The 16,842-nt window shown below is 70.6% G+C and carries 15 protein-coding genes, 2 tRNA genes and 1 pseudogene; 3 read left to right on the forward strand and 15 right to left on the reverse strand.

Annotation, left to right across the window (positions count from 1 at the left end; all coding sequences use genetic code 11):
* Positions 1 to 102 precede the first annotated feature (102 nt).
* The 8 genes from ACZ7H1_RS09085 to ACZ7H1_RS09120 form a co-directional block, all read right to left on the reverse strand.
* Positions 103 to 175, reverse strand: a tRNA-Ala gene (locus tag ACZ7H1_RS09085).
* Positions 176 to 293: 118 nt separating this feature from the next.
* Entirely contained in the window at positions 294 to 527 is a 234-nt protein-coding gene (locus ACZ7H1_RS09090) for a hypothetical protein (protein ID WP_008738908.1), read from the reverse strand.
* Between the two features lie 143 nt (positions 528 to 670).
* A tRNA-Ala gene (locus ACZ7H1_RS09095) sits at positions 671 to 743 on the reverse strand.
* Between the two features lie 100 nt (positions 744 to 843).
* Positions 844 to 1,491, reverse strand: coding sequence for a histidine phosphatase family protein (locus tag ACZ7H1_RS09100; RefSeq protein WP_470785164.1), 648 nt, complete (start codon positions 1,489 to 1,491; stop codon positions 844 to 846).
* On the reverse strand, positions 1,488 to 1,934 hold the full coding sequence (gene rsfS, locus ACZ7H1_RS09105; RefSeq protein ID WP_470785002.1) for a ribosome silencing factor: 447 nt from the start codon (positions 1,932 to 1,934) through the stop codon (positions 1,488 to 1,490). Before rsfS ends, ACZ7H1_RS09100 begins: the two co-directional genes overlap by 4 nt.
* A gap of 130 nt (positions 1,935 to 2,064) precedes the next feature.
* Entirely contained in the window at positions 2,065 to 3,786 is a 1,722-nt protein-coding gene (locus tag ACZ7H1_RS09110) for an LCP family protein (RefSeq protein WP_470785004.1), read from the reverse strand.
* A gap of 23 nt (positions 3,787 to 3,809) precedes the next feature.
* Positions 3,810 to 4,427 carry a nicotinate-nucleotide adenylyltransferase gene (nadD, locus tag ACZ7H1_RS09115; RefSeq protein ID WP_470785006.1) on the reverse strand — a complete coding sequence of 206 codons (618 nt, stop codon included), beginning with the start codon at positions 4,425 to 4,427 and terminating at the stop codon, positions 3,810 to 3,812.
* 38 nt (positions 4,428 to 4,465) lie between these two features.
* The gene (locus ACZ7H1_RS09120; protein ID WP_470785007.1) at positions 4,466 to 4,633 is read right to left on the reverse strand and encodes a hypothetical protein; all 168 of its coding nucleotides are present in this window, start codon (positions 4,631 to 4,633) and stop codon (positions 4,466 to 4,468) included.
* A gap of 157 nt (positions 4,634 to 4,790) precedes the next feature.
* Between ACZ7H1_RS09120 and ACZ7H1_RS09125 the strand changes: the two genes are divergently transcribed.
* Positions 4,791 to 5,891: a M48 family metallopeptidase gene (locus ACZ7H1_RS09125; RefSeq protein ID WP_470785009.1), complete on the forward strand. Its 1,101-nt coding sequence runs from the start codon at positions 4,791 to 4,793 to the stop codon at positions 5,889 to 5,891.
* Here the strand turns inward: ACZ7H1_RS09125 and ACZ7H1_RS09130 are convergent.
* The 7 genes and pseudogenes from ACZ7H1_RS09130 to ACZ7H1_RS09160 form a co-directional block, all read right to left on the reverse strand.
* The gene (locus ACZ7H1_RS09130; protein WP_470785011.1) at positions 5,851 to 6,990 is read right to left on the reverse strand and encodes an SCO2583 family membrane protein; all 1,140 of its coding nucleotides are present in this window, start codon (positions 6,988 to 6,990) and stop codon (positions 5,851 to 5,853) included. The two genes, ACZ7H1_RS09125 and ACZ7H1_RS09130, sit on opposite strands and share 41 nt — an antisense overlap.
* Before the next feature lie 60 nt (positions 6,991 to 7,050).
* Positions 7,051 to 7,765: pseudogene (locus ACZ7H1_RS09135) on the reverse strand (SCO2584 family spore wall biosynthesis protein).
* 76 nt (positions 7,766 to 7,841) lie between these two features.
* On the reverse strand, positions 7,842 to 9,125 hold the full coding sequence (locus ACZ7H1_RS09140; RefSeq protein WP_470785013.1) for a glutamate-5-semialdehyde dehydrogenase: 1,284 nt from the start codon (positions 9,123 to 9,125) through the stop codon (positions 7,842 to 7,844).
* Positions 9,126 to 9,292: 167 nt separating this feature from the next.
* The gene (locus ACZ7H1_RS09145; protein ID WP_470785015.1) at positions 9,293 to 9,697 is read right to left on the reverse strand and encodes a hypothetical protein; all 405 of its coding nucleotides are present in this window, start codon (positions 9,695 to 9,697) and stop codon (positions 9,293 to 9,295) included.
* 100 nt (positions 9,698 to 9,797) lie between these two features.
* Positions 9,798 to 10,925: a glutamate 5-kinase gene (gene proB / locus ACZ7H1_RS09150; RefSeq protein ID WP_470785017.1), complete on the reverse strand. Its 1,128-nt coding sequence runs from the start codon at positions 10,923 to 10,925 to the stop codon at positions 9,798 to 9,800.
* Between the two features lie 66 nt (positions 10,926 to 10,991).
* The gene (locus ACZ7H1_RS09155; RefSeq protein WP_470785019.1) at positions 10,992 to 11,441 is read right to left on the reverse strand and encodes a GtrA family protein; all 450 of its coding nucleotides are present in this window, start codon (positions 11,439 to 11,441) and stop codon (positions 10,992 to 10,994) included.
* Positions 11,438 to 12,457 carry a glycosyltransferase family 2 protein gene (locus ACZ7H1_RS09160; protein WP_470785020.1) on the reverse strand — a complete coding sequence of 340 codons (1,020 nt, stop codon included), beginning with the start codon at positions 12,455 to 12,457 and terminating at the stop codon, positions 11,438 to 11,440. The genes ACZ7H1_RS09155 and ACZ7H1_RS09160 overlap by 4 nt, the downstream gene beginning before the upstream one ends.
* A 279-nt stretch (positions 12,458 to 12,736) precedes the next feature.
* On the opposite strand from ACZ7H1_RS09160, the gene ACZ7H1_RS09165 reads away from it, so the two are divergent.
* Both ACZ7H1_RS09165 and ACZ7H1_RS09170 read left to right on the forward strand, forming a co-directional pair.
* Positions 12,737 to 15,577, forward strand: a complete 2,841-nt coding sequence (locus ACZ7H1_RS09165; RefSeq protein ID WP_470785165.1) for a bifunctional glycosyltransferase/CDP-glycerol:glycerophosphate glycerophosphotransferase — start codon at positions 12,737 to 12,739, stop codon at positions 15,575 to 15,577.
* Positions 15,577 to 16,773: a glycosyltransferase gene (locus ACZ7H1_RS09170; protein WP_470785022.1), complete on the forward strand. Its 1,197-nt coding sequence runs from the start codon at positions 15,577 to 15,579 to the stop codon at positions 16,771 to 16,773. Before ACZ7H1_RS09165 ends, ACZ7H1_RS09170 begins: the two co-directional genes overlap by 1 nt.
* Positions 16,774 to 16,842: the final 69 nt, after the last annotated feature.

Consider the following 16,842-nt stretch of genomic DNA (forward strand, 5'->3'; position numbering starts at 1 on the left):
CGCGTGGGGCCGCGGGCCCGCTCCCCTCCCCCCCCCCCCCCCAAACCACCCCCCCACCCCCCCCCCCCCCCCCCCCCCCCCCCCCCCCGCTTCTCTTCACTGTGGAGCTAAGGAGAATTGAACTCCTGACCTCCTGCATGCCATGCAGGCGCTCTACCAACTGAGCTATAGCCCCTTGCTTCTTTGCCGCCGGGCCCCTGCTCGGTCTCCCTTGCCGGTTCCCCCTGGCGACATCGAGAACATTACACGGTCATGGCCCAGGTCCAAAAATCGGTTTCGAGCTGTCCGTTTTGTCACGCTCTGGCGAACTGATAGAAGCGTTTCAACGTGCAGTGTTCGTCGAGCAGCCGGCCGTAGATCGGCTCCCCCTCCAGCTCACGGTACGTCTCGATCGGGTCGCCTTTTATGATCAGCGCCCGCGCGCATTCCTCGCACCAGTACTGGTAATCGGGGTTGACCGGGTCCATGTCCCGCACGATCGGCGTGCCGTTGTTGCACCAGTCGCACCGCCGCCGGTGTGCACCCATCCGTCAGCGACTCCCTCCCGTTCAGAGCCGTCCGGGCCGTCGTCTCCCCCTCCGGCCGTCCGATTCTGCCACGTCGGCGGGGGTTCGGGCAGTGGAGACAAAAGCAAGGATCCCGCCCCCTGTTGGGGACGGGATCCTGATTGTGGAGCTAAGGAGAATTGAACTCCTGACCTCCTGCATGCCATGCAGGCGCTCTACCAACTGAGCTATAGCCCCGCTCTCCGGCGCTTCCCCCGCTGTTTCCTGCGGTGTTCGCTCCGAACAAGAAGAACCATAGCCTGTGACCAGCCGGAAAGTGAAATCCGCGCGACGGCGCTCAGTCGTCGTCGCCGAGGACCGGCTCGGGGAGCGTGCCGGCGTTGTGCTCGAGCAGCCGCCAGCCGCGCGCGCCCTCGCCGAGGACCGACCAGCAGCAGTTCGAGAGCCCGCCGAGGCCCTCCCAGTGGTGCGCGTCGAGACCCAGCAGACGGCCGATGGTGGTGCGGATCGTGCCGCCGTGGCTGACCACGACCAGCGTGCCGTTCTCCCCCAGCGCGCCGGCGTGCCGGAGCACCACCGGGGCCGCGCGGTCGGCGACCTCGGTCTCCAGTTCGCCCCCGCCGCGGCGCACGGGCTCACCGCGCTTCCACGCGGCGTACTGCTCGCCGTACTTCGCGAGGATCTCGTCGTGCGTGAGTCCCTGCCATTCGCCGGCGTAGGTCTCGCGCAGTGCCTCGTCGTGCTGGACGGACAGGCCGGTGATCGCTGCCAGCTCGGCGGCGGTGGCGGCCGCCCGGCTGAGGTCGGACGCGACGATCGCGTCCGGCTTCAGCGAGGCGAGCAGGCGCGCCGCGCGGCGGGCCTGCCCCCGGCCGGTCTCGGTCAGCTCGATGTCGGTGGAACCCTGGAAGCGGCGTTCCAGGTTCCACGCGGTCTGGCCGTGTCGCCACAGGACGATCCTGCGGCCGGTCTTCGGCGCGCTCAGAACAGATCACCGTCCAGGTCGTCGTCCCCCTGGGCCTCGCGCAGCTTGGCGTGCTCCTCGGCCTTGCCCTTGGTGAGCTTGGCGTCCTCGGGCAGCTCGATCTCGGGGCAGTCCTTCCACAGCCGCTCCAGGGCGTAGAAGACGCGCTCCTCGCTGTGCTGCACGTGCACGACGATGTCGACGTAGTCGAGGAGGATCCAGCGGGCGTCGCGGTCGCCCTCGCGGCGCACCGGCTTGGCGCCGAGCTCCTTCAGCAGGCGCTCCTCGATCTCGTCGACGATCGACTTGACCTGGCGGTCGTTGGGCGCCGAGGCGAGCAGGAAGGCGTCGGTGATCGACAGCACGTCGCTGACGTCGTACGCGATGATGTCGTGCGCGAGCCGGTCGGCTGCCGCCTGGGCGGCAGCAGTGATGAGCTCGATGGAGCGGTCCGTGGCGGTCACAAGCCATGCTTTCGGGTCGGAGGGCAGATCACCTCAAGGGTCTCATGTACCGCCCCCCACGCCCGCGCATATGGCGGCCGGGGGCCATCCGGCCTGGTCAGAGCCGGTCAGCCCCCGTCCACTCTCCCCGTTAGGGAGCCTTGTAATCGGTCCCGAGGACCACCACGACGTCGGCGTTGACCTTGGAGTCGGCCTTCTTCACCGCGGAGGCCGGCAGGCCCAGCGTCTTGGCGACCTCGGCCGCCTTGGCCTTCTGCGCCTCGTCGGCGTACGTGACCTGCGACGTGCCCTGGCTGCTGTCGGCCTTGCCGCCGTCCACGAAGGTGTAGCCGCCGTTGACGAGCGCGACGCGGGCGCTCGTTGCCGCCTTGTCGCTGCCGGTGGCGTTCTTGAGGCCGACGCGGGGGACCGCGCCCGGCTCGGGTGCCTTGACCGCGCCGCCGAGCAGGTCCTTGACCAGCGTGGCGGAGGCCTCGTCGGTGAGGGCTCCGTCGTCCTTCACCGGCATGACCTGAGTGCGGTAGTCGCCGATCTTGGCGTGTTCTGCCAGCCTGGCGAGCGCGCTGCCGAGGTCCTTCTCGGTGAGGGACGGGTCGAGGATCTGACCGAGGGTCTCGACGGTCATGGTGGCCGCCTTCGGATCGTCGGGGATCTTGCGCAGGACGCCGTAGAGGACCGTGCCGAACCGCTGGAGCTGACGGGCCTCGGGCTCGCCCGGGGCCCGGTGGGTGGCGTACGCGACGGCCATCGGGCCGCTCAGGCTCTGTTTCTCGCCCTTGGCGACGGCCGGGGTCTTGGCCTTGGCGTCGGCGGGGACCGCCGTGTCGGTGTCGGCCTCGATGCCGCCGACCAGTTCGACGAGGTTTTCCAGGTAGGGGGTGTCGAGCCGCCAGGTGCCCTCGATGCTCGTGCCGAGCATGGCGTCCAGGGACTCCCTGGTGCCGCCGAGGCCGTCCTCCTCCACGGACTTGCCGAGGGTGGTGGCGGTGCCGTCGTCGGCACTGACGGCGAGGGCGTTCGGCAGCAGGACCGTGGCGCCCTTCTTCGTGGTGACGTTGTCGACGAGCAGCGCCGTCGAGGTGCCGCCCTTCTTCGTGTTGTGCAGGTGGACGACGACCATGTCGCGCTTCTGCGGGCCGACGGCGGCGCCGGTCTTGGTGCCGGGCCCGTCGCCGAGGCCGGGGATCTTGCCCGCGTACCAGAGGTAGCCGATGCCGCCGACGACGAACAGCGCGAGGACCACGATCAGCGCGACGACGCGGTTGCGGCCGCGGCGGCGGGCCTCCTCGCGGCGCTCGGTACGGCTCTCCGTGAATTTGAGCCAGTCGATGACGTCTTCGGAGTCCTCGTCGGGCTGGTCGATGAAGGCGAACTGCTCGGTGCGGTAGTCGGGGGCGCCTTCGGCTTCGGGGCGGCGCGGCTCGGGGACCTGCGCGGCGGCCGGCGGCTCGGGCGCGGGCGCCTGCTGCGGGATCCACTGCTGGGTCTGCTGCGCGGCGGCCTGGGGCTGCTGCGAGAGGTCGACCGCCGGGTACTGGCCCGTGGCACCGGTGTCGTAGGCGTACTGCTGCGGCGGGTACTGCTGCTGTCCGCCGTACGTGTCGCCGTACGTCTCGTACGCCTGCGGCTGCTGCTGCGCGGGCTGCTGAACCGGCTGGCCGTAGGCGTCGTAGCCGTAGGAGTACCCGTCGTACTGCGAGGCGTTCTGACCGGGCGGGCCGGGCCGGCCGGCTTGAGCGGGCTGCGCCGGGGCCTGGCCGTAGACCGGCTGCCCATAGGCGTCGTAGCCGATGAGCTGCGGCTCCGCCGGGTACTCGTCATACCGGTCGTACGGGTCCTGTCGGTCGTTCACCGGTGCCCCTCTCTCCGGAACCTTCAGGCGCCCCGGTACAGCTCACGCTTGTGGATGTAGCGCACCACGCCGTCCGGCACCAGGTACCAGACGGGATCGCCCTGGGCCACCCTTTCACGGCAGTCCGTCGACGAGATGGCGAGCGCGGGCACCTCCACCAGGGAGACCTTGCCCTCGGGCAGACCGTCGTCGGTCAGTATGTGGCCGGGGCGGGTGACACCGATGAAGTGGGCGAGCGAGAACAGCTCCTCGGCGTCCCGCCACGTCAGGATCTGCGCGAGGGCGTCCGCACCCGTGATGAAGAACAGGTCGGCGTCGTCGTTGAGGGAGCGCAGGTCCCGCAGGGTGTCGATCGTGTACGTGGGACCGCCGCGGTCGATGTCGATGCGGCTGACCGAGAACTGCGGGTTGGAGGCGGTCGCGATGACCGTCATCAGATAGCGGTCCTCGGCGGGCGACACGGCCCGCTGGGACTTCTGCCACGGCTCACCCGTCGGCACGAACACCACCTCGTCGAGGTGGAACAGCGCGGCCACCTCGCTGGCGGCCACCAGGTGTCCGTGGTGGATCGGATCGAACGTCCCGCCCATCACCCCGAGTCGGCGCTTGACCGGACCGGTAGGCACTTCCTGCTCTCCCATGCGTGCAGAGCCTACTGGCCCGGTGGAGCGACCCCGACTCAGCGGTCGCGGTTGAGGCGGGTGGTGATCCACAGCAGGAGCAGCAGGGCGACGAGGGCGCCGCCGCCGGTCAGGTACGGGTTGAGGCTGTCGTGGTTGCCGCCGCCGTGCTCACCGCCGCCGGAGGCGAGGGTGACCAGGTCGTTGGCGGTGCTGAGGAGCGTCATCAGGCAGGGACCATTTCGTGTCGGCTGTTCGCGGGCAGCTCGGAGCGGAGAGACTTCGCGCACATCGTATGCGGGACCCCCGGGCACCCTCACGCCGACTCATGCGTTGAGAGGGCAGAGAACGGCAGAAGCAGGGTCCGGTCGAGGGGGCAGCGCGATGACAGACAGCAGGTTCGAGAAACTTCCGGGGCGCGACCGGCGGCGCTTCCAGGGGATCTCCTCCCGGGCGTACGAGCACCCGGCGGACCGGTCGGCGCTGGTGGCGCTGCGCAAGCTGACCGGTTTCGACACGGTGCTGAAGGCCCTCAGCGGCCTGCTGCCCGAGCGCAGCCTGCGGCTGCTGTTCCTGTCGGACTCGGTGCGCGTCGGGGAGACGCAGTTCCCCCATCTGCACGCGATGCTGCGGGACGCCTGTTACATCCTGGACCTGGAGAAGGTCCCTCAGATGTACGTCCAGCAGGACCCCAAGCCGAATGCCATGTGCATCGGCCTGGACGAGCCGATCATCGTGGTGACCACGGGCCTCGTCGAACTGCTCGACGAGGAGGAGATGCGGGCGGTCGTGGGCCACGAGGTGGGCCACGCGCTGTCCGGCCACTCGGTGTACCGCACGGTCCTGCTGTTCCTGACGAACCTCGCCCTGAAGGTGTCGTGGATCCCCCTGGGGAACATGGCCATCTCGGCGATCGTGACCGGGCTGCGGGAGTGGTTCCGCAAGTCCGAGCTGTCCGCGGACCGGGCCGGGCTCCTGGTCGGCCAGGATCTGCAGGCCTCGATGCGCGGACTGATGAAGATCGCGGGCGGCAACCACCTGCACGAGATGAACGTCGACGCGTTCCTGGCCCAGGCGGAGGAGTACGAGGCCGCCGGCGACCTGCGCGACTCGGTGCTGAAGATCCTGAACGTCCTGCCCCGCACGCACCCCTTCACCACCGTGCGCGCCGCCGAGCTGAAGAAGTGGGCGTCGACACGGGACTACCAGCGGATCATGGACGGCCACTACCCGCGCCGCGACGAGGACCCGGACGCGTCGGTCACGGATTCCTTCCGCCAGTCGGCCTCGCACTACGCCGAATCGGTGCGGACCAGCAAGGACCCGCTGTTCAAGCTCGTCGGCGACATCGCCGGCGGTGCGGGCGACCTCGGCGGGCGGCTGCGCGACCGGTTCACGGGCGCCGCGGCCCGGGACGGGGCCGAGGACGGCGCCCGGGGCGGCGCTACGGACCCCGGACAGGATCCGGGGAAGGCTGGGCAGTAGGCGCCAGGACCCCGCACAGGCCCGCGGCCGTGTGCGGGTGCCCCACCCGGAAGGGGTCCGTCACGGCCGGCCCGTCCGCCGAGGCCCGCTGCCCGGCGAGCAGCGGGCGGAAGCCGGCCGAGGGGTCGGTGGCGCAGTCGAGCGGTCCGGCCTGCACGTACGCAGAGAGCAGCTCGGCCCTGCGCAGCTCCAGGTCCTCCCGGTCGAAGCGCAGCCGCAGCTCCCGGCGGACGGTGAACAGGGAGGCGTCGGAGCGGTCCGCGGGCCGCACGCCCTCGGCCACCGGCCGTACGGCGTAGGCGAAGGTGTGGTCGGTGACGACTTCCAGCACGTCGGGGCCCGCCTCCGTGACCGCCATGGTGCCGGTCACGCGGACCCGGGAGTCGGCGACGACGGCCACGGCCGGGTCGAAGCGGACCAGCCAGCCGGTGGCGGCGTGCCGTCCGTCGGGCGCGGGGGTGCTCAGGCTCCGGTCGAACTGCTCCACCTGCCCGGGGTCGAGCAGCGCGCGCACCGGTCTGGTGGCGGCGCCGGAGAGCACGTCCGGGTCGAGGGAGGACTGCACCAGATAGTCCTTGGCCGTGGAGAGCGCGGTCAGGACCTGGTGGTCGGTGAAGTGGACCGTCCGGCGGACGGCCGGCAGGGCGATCCCCGCCGCCCCCACGCGGTGCTGGGCGGCAGGTCCGGCGTCGTACAGCTCCGGGGCACGGCCGCCCGGGACCGGGCCCTTCGGCGCGAGCGGCACGACGGTACTGGTCAGCGGGTCGGTGTGGCTGTTGGGCGGTGGCACGTACGGGTGGCGCAGGCCCATGTAGACGGCCGCGCCGAAGCCGAGCGCTATGAGCAGCACCAGGACCAGCCCCTGACGGCGGCCGCGCCCCGGGCCCGAGCCGCCGCCGGAGCCGTCGCGCGAGCCGCCCGACCACATGGACCGGCTGCGCACGGCCCGGGTGTGCTCACCGAGGCGTTCGTCCGCGGAGTACTCCTGGAGCCGGGCCGCCCGCACGAAGTCCTCGTCGAACACCACGGACCGGTACTCGTCGTCGGCTCCGCCGATGCCTTCGGGGGCGCCCTCTGGTGGATCTCCGGGTACTGCCATCGCTTCTCCCCGCATGAGAAGCCCGCATGAGACGCCCCTCACCGGGGAGGGGTCGTACCTTCAGGGTTGGTCTCTGGGGATGAAGGTAAACGCCCCGGTGCCGGGGAAGTTCCCGCGAGTTTCCCGGGGGCGCCCCGGGGCTGGTCCGGGGCTGCCGGGGGGCGGCTCAGGGGCCGACGACCGCGGGCGGGCCGCCCAGGCCGCCCGTGACGCCTCCGGGCTCGGGCCGGATGCCGGATCCGGTGCCGATGCCCGTCGTGGCGGGTGGCGGCGCCTGGTCCCGGCGGTCGTCGGAGGCACCGCGGTAGACGGCCGTGAAGGCGAGCGCCACCATGCCGACGCCCATCACCACGGCCAGCATCCAGGCCACCGGGCGGTGCCAGCGGGCCCGGCCGCGGTAGGGGCGCAGGGCTCCGCCGTAGGCGCCGTACGGGCCGTACCCGAGGCCGTAGCCGTAGGCGTAGTCCGGGCCGAAGCCGTAGGGCTGGCCGTCCGGGCCGTAGCCGTAGCCGTAGCGGTCCAGGTAGCCGTCGTAGCTTTCGCAGCCGTCGTCGGGGGCGGCTCTGGCTCCCGCGATGGCCCGCGCTTCCTCCGCCTCCGCGCGCGCCTGGGCTGCCGCCCGGGTCCGCTCGGCCGCGGTCGGTTCATGGATCCGTGCGCCCCGTACGAAGTCCTCGTCGAACACCACGGAGGCGAAGTCCTGATCCGCGCCTCCGCGGTCCCCGTCGGGCTCCCAGTCGTCCGGGAACGGCTTGCCCCCCACGTCGTCCGGCACGGGACCAGCGTAGACCTGGGGGGCGGGTTTGGGCAGGGTGTGCGCGGATTTCAGCCACCCGGAGTCGCGCGTTCGGCTACCGGACGTGACCGTCGCCGGTGACGATGTACTTGGTCGAGGTCAGCTCCGGAAGCCCCATGGGGCCGCGGGCGTGCAGCTTCTGCGTGGAGATTCCGATCTCCGCGCCGAAGCCGAACTGGCCACCGTCGGTGAACCGCGTGGAGGCGTTCACAGCCACCGTCGTCGAATCGACCAGCTGGGTGAAGCGGCGGGCCGCGGCCTGCGAGGTGGTCACGATCGCCTCGGTGTGCCCGGAGGTCCAGCGGCGGATGTGCGCGACAGCGGCGTCGAGCGAGTCCACCACCCCCGCGGCGATGTCGTACGAGAGGTACTCGGCCTCCCAGTCCTCCTCGGTGGCCGGCACGGCGGTCACCTTGGAGCCCTGCGCGTAGCCGAGGACGGCCTCGTCGCCGTGGACGGTCACGCCGGCGTCGGCCAGCGCGTCCAGGGCGCGGGGCAGGAAGGCCGCCGCGATGTCGCTGTGGACGAGGAGGGTCTCGGCGGAGTTGCAGACGGAGGGCCGCTGGGCCTTCGAGTTGACGAGGATGTCGACCGCCATGTCGATGTCGGCCTGCGCGTCGACGTAGACGTGGCAGTTGCCGGTGCCGGTCTCGATGACCGGAACCGTCGACTCCTCGACGACGGTGCGGATCAGGGAGGCGCCGCCGCGCGGGATGAGCACGTCGACGAGGCCGCGGGCGCGCATCAGCTCGCGCACGGAGTCGCGGCTCTCGCCGGGCACGAGCTGGATGGCGTCGGCGGGGATGCCGGTGCTCGCGACGGCGTCGCGCAGGACGGCGACCAGGGCGGTGTTGGAGGCGTACGCGGAGGAGCTGCCGCGCAGGAGGACGGCGTTGCCGGACTTCAGGCAGAGGGCGGCGGCGTCGACGGTGACGTTGGGGCGGGCCTCGTAGATGATGCCGACCACGCCGAGCGGGACCCGCACCTGCCGCAGGTCGATGCCGTTGGGCAGGGTGGAGCCGCGCACCACCTCGCCGACCGGGTCGGGCAGCGCGGCCACGTCCCGGACGTCGGAGGCGATGGCCTTGACGCGCTCGGGGGTGAGGGTGAGCCGGTCGATGACGGTCTCGCTGGTGCCGGCCTCGCGGGCCTTGGCGATGTCGGCGGCGTTGGCCTCGACGATCTCGGCCGTACGGGCCTCCAGCGCGTCGGCGATCGCGAGCAGCGCGGTGTCCTTGGCGGACCGCGGCAGTGGGGCGAGGTCCGCGGCGGCGGTCCGGGCGCGGTGGGCGGTCGCGATGACGGGCGAGGCGGCTGCGTCGTTGAGCGAGGTCGTCATGGGTGCAGGGTAATCCCCCCGGCGCAGCGCCCCACGAGGGTTTCAGCCCCCGAGACGGGTGTACGGGCCCCCGAGACGGCCGACCCGGTCCTCCGGGTCGGTGCGACGGGCCCCTCGGGGCGCCGCGCTCGGGCACGGTGGTGCCACCGGCCCCGCGCGGCGGGCGGTCAGTACGGGTGGACGCCCACCGGGGAGGCCGGCGGCGGGCCGTAGCCTTCGGCCACGCGCTGGTGGTAGGTCGCCCGGTCGATGACCTCCAGGCCGACGATCTCCCACGGCGGGAGCTTGGCCGACGACCGGTGCTCGCCCCACAGCCGCAGGGCGACGGCAGCCGCGTCGTGGAGGTCGCGGGCCTCTTCCCAGTAGCGGATCTCCGCGTGGTCGCCGGCGTACCGGCTGGTCAGCAGGAAGGGGTGGTCGTGCGCGAGCTGTTCCAGTGCCCGGCGGACCTCCGCCAGCGGGGCCGGCTCTCCGGAGACACTCAGCGTGACGTGCCACAGCCGGGAAGCCACCACGTCATTGCCCGTTTCGACACTGGTCAACGCTCGCTCCCCCGGGCGCGTTCGTCTCACCGGCGGCCTCCTGGTTGCGTCCGTCCTTCAATGTCCCGCCAACAAAGTTGACCAGTCCGAGCGCGACCGCGCTCCGGTTTTACCGAACCTCAGCCGTACGTCAGCCGTGCAGCAGGACCAGATCGTCGCGGTGGACGACCTCCCGCTCGTATTCGGGGCCGAGTTCCTTCGCGAGTTCCCGGGTCGAACGTCCGAGCAGCTGCGGCAGCTCCTTGGCGTCGAAGTTGACCAGCCCGCGGGCGACCGCCCGGCCCTGCGCGTCGCGCAGTTCGACCGGGTCGCCCGCCACGAATTCGCCCTCGACCGCCGCGATCCCGGCCGGCAGCAGGGAGCTGCCGCGCTCGGTCACCGCGCGCACCGCGCCCTCGTCGAGGACCAGGTGGCCCTGGGGGGTGGAGGCGTGCTGGAGCCACAGCAGGCGGTCGGCCGAGCGCCGGCCGGTGGCGTGGAAGTACGTGCCGGTGGCCCCGCCGGCCAGCGCGTCCGCGGCCTGGCTGGCCGAGGTCAGGACCACGGGGATGCCTGCGGCGGCGGCGATCCGGGCGGCTTCGACCTTGGTGACCATGCCTCCGGTGCCGACGCCCGCCTTCCCGGCGCTGCCGATCGAGACGTGCGCGATGTCCTCGGGGCCGTGCACCTGCTCGATCCGGGTGGTGCCGGGCAGCGACGGGTCGCCGTCGTAGAGGCCGTCCACGTCGGAGAGGAGGACGAGCAGGTCGGCGCGGACCAGGTGGGCGACGAGGGCGGCCAGGCGGTCGTTGTCGCCGAAGCGGATCTCGTCCGTGGCGACGGTGTCGTTCTCGTTGACGACCGGCAGGGCGCCCATGGCGAGCAGCTGGTCCAGGGTCCGGTAGGCGTTGCGGTAGTGGGCGCGCCGGCTGGTGTCGTCGGTGGTCAGGAGCACCTGGCCGACCCGGACGCCGTACCGGGCGAAGGAGGCGGTGTAGCGGGCGACGAGCAGCCCCTGCCCGACGCTGGCGGCGGCCTGCTGCCGGGCCAGGTCCTTGGGGCGGCGGCGCAGGCCGAGCGGGGAGAGGCCTGCGGCGATGGCGCCGCTGGAGACCAGGACTATTTCCTTCTCGCCGCCGCTGCGGGCCTTGGCGAGCACGTCGACGAGGGCGTCGACCCGGTCCGCGTCGAGGCCGCCCTCGGCGGTGGTGAGGGAGGAGGAGCCGACCTTGACCACGATCCTGCGGGCGTCGGTGACTCCCTGCCTTGCCGCTGACACGTCGATCCCCTTTGCACCACACGATGAGTGAGCACCAATTTACGGGGTGCCCGCGGGAGGCCGTCGTCACATTCCGGTCTGCGGACACTTCCGTGGCGCCGGGGCGGCGGCCTGGGCCGGCTCGGGGGCCGGAGCGGGTGGTGCCTGGCGCGAGACGAGGATCCGCTTCGACAGGAGGTACGTGAAGGGGATGGCGACGACGGTGGCGAGGAGCGGGGCGGTCCTGGAGTCCATGCCGGCCCAGGCGACCAGGGCGTACAGGCCCGCGGACTGCACGGTGTAGTTCGTGACGTTGGTGAGCGGGAAGAGCAGGAACTTCTTCCAGGTCGGCCGGGTGCGGTAGGTGAAGTAGGTGTTGAGGAAGAAGGAGCCGACCATGCTGAGGAGGAACGCCGCGGTGTAGGCCGCGAAGTACGGCAGCCAGGGGTGCAGCAGCAGGTAGAGGGCGAAGAAGGTGCCGGTGTTGACGGCGCCGACCAGGGCGAACCGGAGTATCTCCGGGATCCTGTCCCTCATCGGCGGTCGAGCCGGACGGGCTCGCCGAGCCCGGCGCGGGCCACCCAGGCGGCCTTGGCGGCGCGGGCGGCGAGCTCCGCCGGGCTGGTGGTGGGGGCGTGGGACTCCTTGACGAGGAAGTGCGGCCGGCGCTTGGTCTCGTAGTAGATGCGGCCGATGTACTCGCCGATCAGGCCGAGCATGACGAGCTGGACCCCGCCGAGGCCGACGGAGATCGCGACGAGGGTGACGTAGCCGGGTGCGCTGACGCCGAAGGCGAGGGCCATGCCGACGACCCACAGCGCGTACAGGGCGGCGAGGGCGGTCAGGGCGGCGCCCATCCAGATGCCGACGCGCAGGGGCCGGTTGTTGAAGGAGATCAGTCCGTCCATGCCGTAGTTCAGCAGGGAGCCGAACTTCCATTTGGTCTCGCCCGCTTCGCGCTGGGCGTTGCGGTAGTCGAAGTGGACGGTGTCGAAGCCGATCCAGGAGAAGAGGCCCTTGGAGAAGCGGTTGTACTCCGGCATCGAGAGCAGGGCGTCGACGGCGGGGCGGGAGAGCAGCCGGAAGTCGCCGACCCCGTCGGCGAGCTCGACGTCGACCCACTTGTTGACGCCGCGGTAGTACAGGCGGCTGAGGGTGGAACGAATCTTCTTGTCGCCCTCTCGGGTGCGGCGGGCGATGATCTGGTCGTGGCCCTGCCGGTAGAGCTCCAGCATGCGGCCGATCAGCTCGGGCGGGTGCTGGAGGTCGGCGTCCATGATCACGACGGCGTCGCCGGTGGCCTCGCGCAGGCCCGCCAGCATGGCGGCCTCCTTGCCGAAGTTGCGGCTGAAGGAGACGTAGCGGGCGCGGTCGCCGTGCTCGGCGGCGATCAGGCGGAGCTTGCCGAGCGTGCCGTCCCGGCTGCCGTCGTCGACGTAGCAGACCTCGTACTCGGCGGGGAGGGCGTCCAGCACCCTGCGGATCTCGGTGTCGAAGCTGTCGATGACCGCTTCCTCGTTGAAACACGGAACGACTACGGACAGCTTCGCCATGCCTGCTTCCCCGTCAACGTACGGACTGTCCTGCTCTGATGAGGCCGGACCCTCGGCACTATGCCACTTTTGCCCAGTATGCTCGGGTAAGGCACTTATGCGTGTTTCATTCATCCGGGTGAGCCTCGGTCTGCCCCCTTTCAGCCTCCCGTCCGGGGCACGGAGGTCCGACGAAAACGTGCGGATCCTGCCATAAGGGGGGTATACCGCTGCCGAGTCCACGAGGAACACACGGTAGCTTTGACGGGCGTGCAGGAGAACAAAAGGATTGAGGTGCCAGTGCCCGACGTCTCCGTGGTCGTCATCGTCTACAACGACGCAGCGCGGCTGCCCACGGCCGTCCAATCGGTGTTGGACCAGACCCTCGAAAACGTTGAGGTCGTCGTCGTCGACGACTGCAGCAAGGACAGGTCCTTCGAGGTTGCAAAGGAACTGGAGGCAGCGCATCCGGGACGGGTGCGGGCCTACCAGCTGCCAGAGAACAGCGGTGCCGGCGGCGAGCCGCGCAACGTCGGCATCGGGCATGCCCGCGGCCGCTACGTCATGTTCCTGGACAGTGACGACATCCTCGAGGTGAACGCCTGCCGCAACATGCTGGAGGCCGCCGAGCGGACGGGCGCCGACATGGTGTCCGGCCTGTGCGTCCGCGTCCACAAGGACACCCGCAACCAGAAGCGGGACGAGTGGTACTCGTGGCTGTACCGCACCACGCGCACCATCACCTCGGTCAGCGAGCTGCCGGACCTGTTCGTGTGGGACACCCTGTCCACGAACAAGTGCTACCGCCGCGACTTCCTGAACGAGAACAACCTCCGCTTCCCCAAGGGGATGCTGTACGAAGACCTGATGTTCATCGCCGAGGCCTACCTCGCCGCGAAGAAGATCACCCTGATCCCGAACCAGGTCTACTTCTGGCACGTGCACGCACAGGCCAAGGTCAAGTCGGTGACCAACCGCCGGCACGAGATGAGCAACTACATCCACCGGCTGGAGATCCACCGGCGGATCGACGCGCTCCTCAAGCAGCACGGCATGACCGGGATGCAGCAGGACAAGGACGTCAAGTTCCTCAAGCACGACCTTGTACTGCATCTGCGTGACCTCCCGTTCCGCGACGAGTCCTACCGCCGCGAGTTCGCCGAGCTCTCCCGCGACTACCTCGCCGGTCTCGACCGCGAGGCATACACCCGGGTCCAGCCCATCCAGGCGATCTGCGCGTACCTGCTCCAGCAGGGCGACTGGGACAACCTGCTCCCCGCCGTCGACACGCTCATCCACCGCGACAAGGTCTCCTCGTCGCTGGCCGAGCGCGACGGCCGGATCTACTGGTGCGCCGAGCACCTCGACGACGAGTTCGCCCGCAGCGTGCTGGACGTCACGGACCTCGGCTACCACCAGAAGCCGGTCCAGAAGATGTTCCTGCGCAACGAACTCACGCAGTACGCGGAGTCCGACGGCACCGTCCGTCTCGCGGGCCGGATCACCAACCCGCTCGGCGTGATCAAGCCGGAGTCGAAGGTCAAGGCCCAGATCGAGTTCCGGGCCCGCCGCCGCAGCCTGCAGACCTTCGTCTTCCCCGTGAAGGCACTCCGCAACGAGGGCCGGCTCCTCGAATGGGAGGCCGAGGTCGACCTCAGCGCCAAGCTGCGCCCGCTCGGCATCATCGACTCGGTGTGGGACGTCCGCGTCATCCTCGACGTGGACGGCGCGAAGACGAACACCCGCCTGACCGTCGCCGACAACGAGCTCGGCAGCGGCCTGCTGCCGGTCAAGCCCCGCCTGACCCGGCTCGTCGCCGACCACATCGAGCCGCACCCCACGGCCAAGGGCCACCTCGCGTTCCGCCTGGTCTCCGCCAAGCACGACAACGAACGCATCGAGGAACTGATCCAGACCGCCGTGCGCGGCAAGCCGGGCAAGCTCGCCAAGGCCGGCTACCGCAAGGCCAAGGAACTGCGCAAGACGCTGACCTCGGACAAGACCAAGCTGCGCCTCTTCCACGAGGTGTACGGCCGGCTGCCCGTGAAGAAGCGCACCGTCGTCTTCGAGAGCATGCTGGGCAAGCAGTACAGCGACAGCCCGCGCGCCATCTACGAGGAGATGCGCAGCCGGGGCCTGGAGTTCGAGGCGTTCTGGTCGTACACCGGCAACCCGAAGGACTTCCCCAAGGACGCCCACCTGGTGCGCCGCTGGTCCCTGCCCTACCTGAAGGCGCTGGCGCGGGCGGAGTTCTGGGTGGACAACCAGAGCTACCCGCTCAAGCTCGCCAAGCGGCCCGAGACCACGTACATCCAGACGTGGCACGGCTCGGCGCTCAAGAAGATGGGCTTCGACCAGCCCGGCCTGAAGGCCGCCACCCAGGCCCAGCAGGCCGCGGAGCAGAAGCACCTGAACCGCTTCGACCACTTCCTGTGCCGCTCGGAGCACGACGTGCGGACGCTCGCCAAGGCGTTCCGGATCGCCGACGGCAAGCTGATGCGGGTCGGCTACCCGCGCAACGACGTCCTCGTCCAGACGCGGCAGGCCGAGGACGCGGCGGGCGGCACGCGCGTGCGCGGCGACCTCGCGGCGCAGCTCGGCATCCCCGCCGACAAGAAGGTCCTGCTGTACGCGCCGACCTTCCGGACGCCGGGCGCCTTCCCGCTGCCCTTCGACGTCGAGCGCTTCTCCGAGGAGTTCGGCGACCGGTACGTCCTGCTCGTGCGCGCGCACTACCTGAACCACGTGGTGCTGCCGCCGACCGCCAAGGGCAAGGTCATCGACGTCTCGGCGCGCCACGACATCATGCCGCTGCTGCAGCTCGCGGACGTCCTGATCACGGACTACTCCTCCGTGATGTTCGACTACGCGCTGCTCGACCGGCCGATGGTGTTCTTCACGTACGACTACGACAAGTACGTGCACGAGGGCCGCGGCACCTATTTCGACCTGCTGGAGCACGCTCCGGGGCCGGTGGTCCGCACCGAGGAGGAGTTCCACGAGGCGCTGAAGGACCTCGACGTGCGCGACGAGGCGCACGCGGAGGCCCGTAAGCGCTTCGTGGCCGAGTTCGGCGAGTTCGACCAGGGCACCGCGGCCAAGAGCATCGTCGACACGTTCTTCTCCGGGTGGAGCCGTTGATGTCCCAGACGACGACCGAACCGACCACGACCGACGCGCAGGCCGGCAGGCTGCGTGACATCTTCCTGGTCTCCAACAGCGTGGACGAGCTCGGCGGTATCACCAGCTGGTCCCATCAGATGGCCCGCCTCTTCTCGGAGCGCGGACACTCCGTCCACGTGGTGGGCGTCGTGCCCGCCCCCGAGGGCCGCCGCGCCGACCTCGGCGACGACCTGCCGTACGGCACCACCACCCTGTACGACGCGCACCCGCCGTCCCTCAAGGCCCTGCGCGGGCTCAAGGGCAAGCTCGACCTGGTCGAGCGCCGGCGCCGGGCGGCGCGCGAGGCCGGCATGCGCGAGCAGGCGGCCAAGCTGACCGCCCTGTTCCGCGCGGCCCGGCCGGGCTCCGTGGTCATCGTGACGCAGGTCTGGGCGATGGAGTGGGTGGCGCTCGCCGACACCGCCGGACTCAAGGTCGTCGGCATGAGCCACGAGTCCTTCGAGACCTGCCGCAAGTCCTCCCGGTTCGGGCGGGTCAAGCGGTTCTACAAGGACGTCGACCGGATGCTGGCCCTCACCCGCGAGGACGCGGACCTGTGGATCCGCCAGCGGATGGACAACGTGGGCTCGATGCCGAACCCGCTGCCGTTCTTCCCGGAGGTGCCGTCCGAGCGTGCCGCCAAGCGCGTGGTCAGCATCGGCCGGCTCCACGAGGAGAAGGGCGTGGACCTGCTCCTCGACTCCTGGGCCGAGCTGGCGCCCCGCCACCCCGACTGGGTCCTGACGATCTACGGATCCGGTGCGGAAGAGGACGCCCTCAAGAAGCAGTGCGCCCAGCTGGGGATCACGTCCTCGGTCGAGTGGATGGGCCGTACCAGCGACGTTCCGGGTGCGCTGCGCGACAGTGCGCTGTTCGCCCTGTCATCCCGCGGCGAGGGCTTCCCCCTCGCCCTGATGGAAGCCATGGCCACGGCCGTGCCCTGCGTGGCGTTCGACGTGGCGCCCGGTGTCCGCGAGATCATCACGGACGGCGTGAACGGCCTGATCGCCCCTCCCGGCAACACCGGCGAGTTCGCCCGCCGCCTGGACGAGCTGATGTCGGACAAGGAGCTGCGCGACCGCATGGGCGAGCAGGCCCGTACGGACATCCAGCGCTACTCCACGGAAGAGATCACGGGCCGCTGGGAAGACCTCTTCGCGCTGCTGCACCGCTGACCGGCGGCGCAGGGCGCAGGTAAAGGACGGGCCATCGCCCCACCCGGGTGGTGGCCCGTCGTCGTACGC

The sequence above is a fragment of the Streptomyces sp. NPDC037401 genome (assembly GCF_055602345.1).

Bases quoted from the DNA above. Each gene is read 5' to 3' on its own strand.
- ACZ7H1_RS09090 (WP_008738908.1), bottom strand. From the start codon at position 527: ATGGGTGCACACCGGCGGCGGTGCGACTGGTGCAACAACGGCACGCCG.
- nadD (WP_470785006.1), bottom strand. From the start codon at position 4,427: ATGGGAGAGCAGGAAGTGCCTACCGGTCCGGTCAAGCGCCGACTCGGG.
- ACZ7H1_RS09120 (WP_470785007.1), bottom strand. From the start codon at position 4,633: ATGACGCTCCTCAGCACCGCCAACGACCTGGTCACCCTCGCCTCCGGC.
- ACZ7H1_RS09125 (WP_470785009.1), top strand. From the start codon at position 4,791: ATGACAGACAGCAGGTTCGAGAAACTTCCGGGGCGCGACCGGCGGCGC.
- ACZ7H1_RS09130 (WP_470785011.1), bottom strand. From the start codon at position 6,990: ATGGCAGTACCCGGAGATCCACCAGAGGGCGCCCCCGAAGGCATCGGC.
- ACZ7H1_RS09140 (WP_470785013.1), bottom strand. From the start codon at position 9,125: ATGACGACCTCGCTCAACGACGCAGCCGCCTCGCCCGTCATCGCGACC.
- ACZ7H1_RS09155 (WP_470785019.1), bottom strand. From the start codon at position 11,441: ATGAGGGACAGGATCCCGGAGATACTCCGGTTCGCCCTGGTCGGCGCC.
- ACZ7H1_RS09160 (WP_470785020.1), bottom strand. From the start codon at position 12,457: ATGGCGAAGCTGTCCGTAGTCGTTCCGTGTTTCAACGAGGAAGCGGTC.
- ACZ7H1_RS09170 (WP_470785022.1), top strand. From the start codon at position 15,577: ATGTCCCAGACGACGACCGAACCGACCACGACCGACGCGCAGGCCGGC.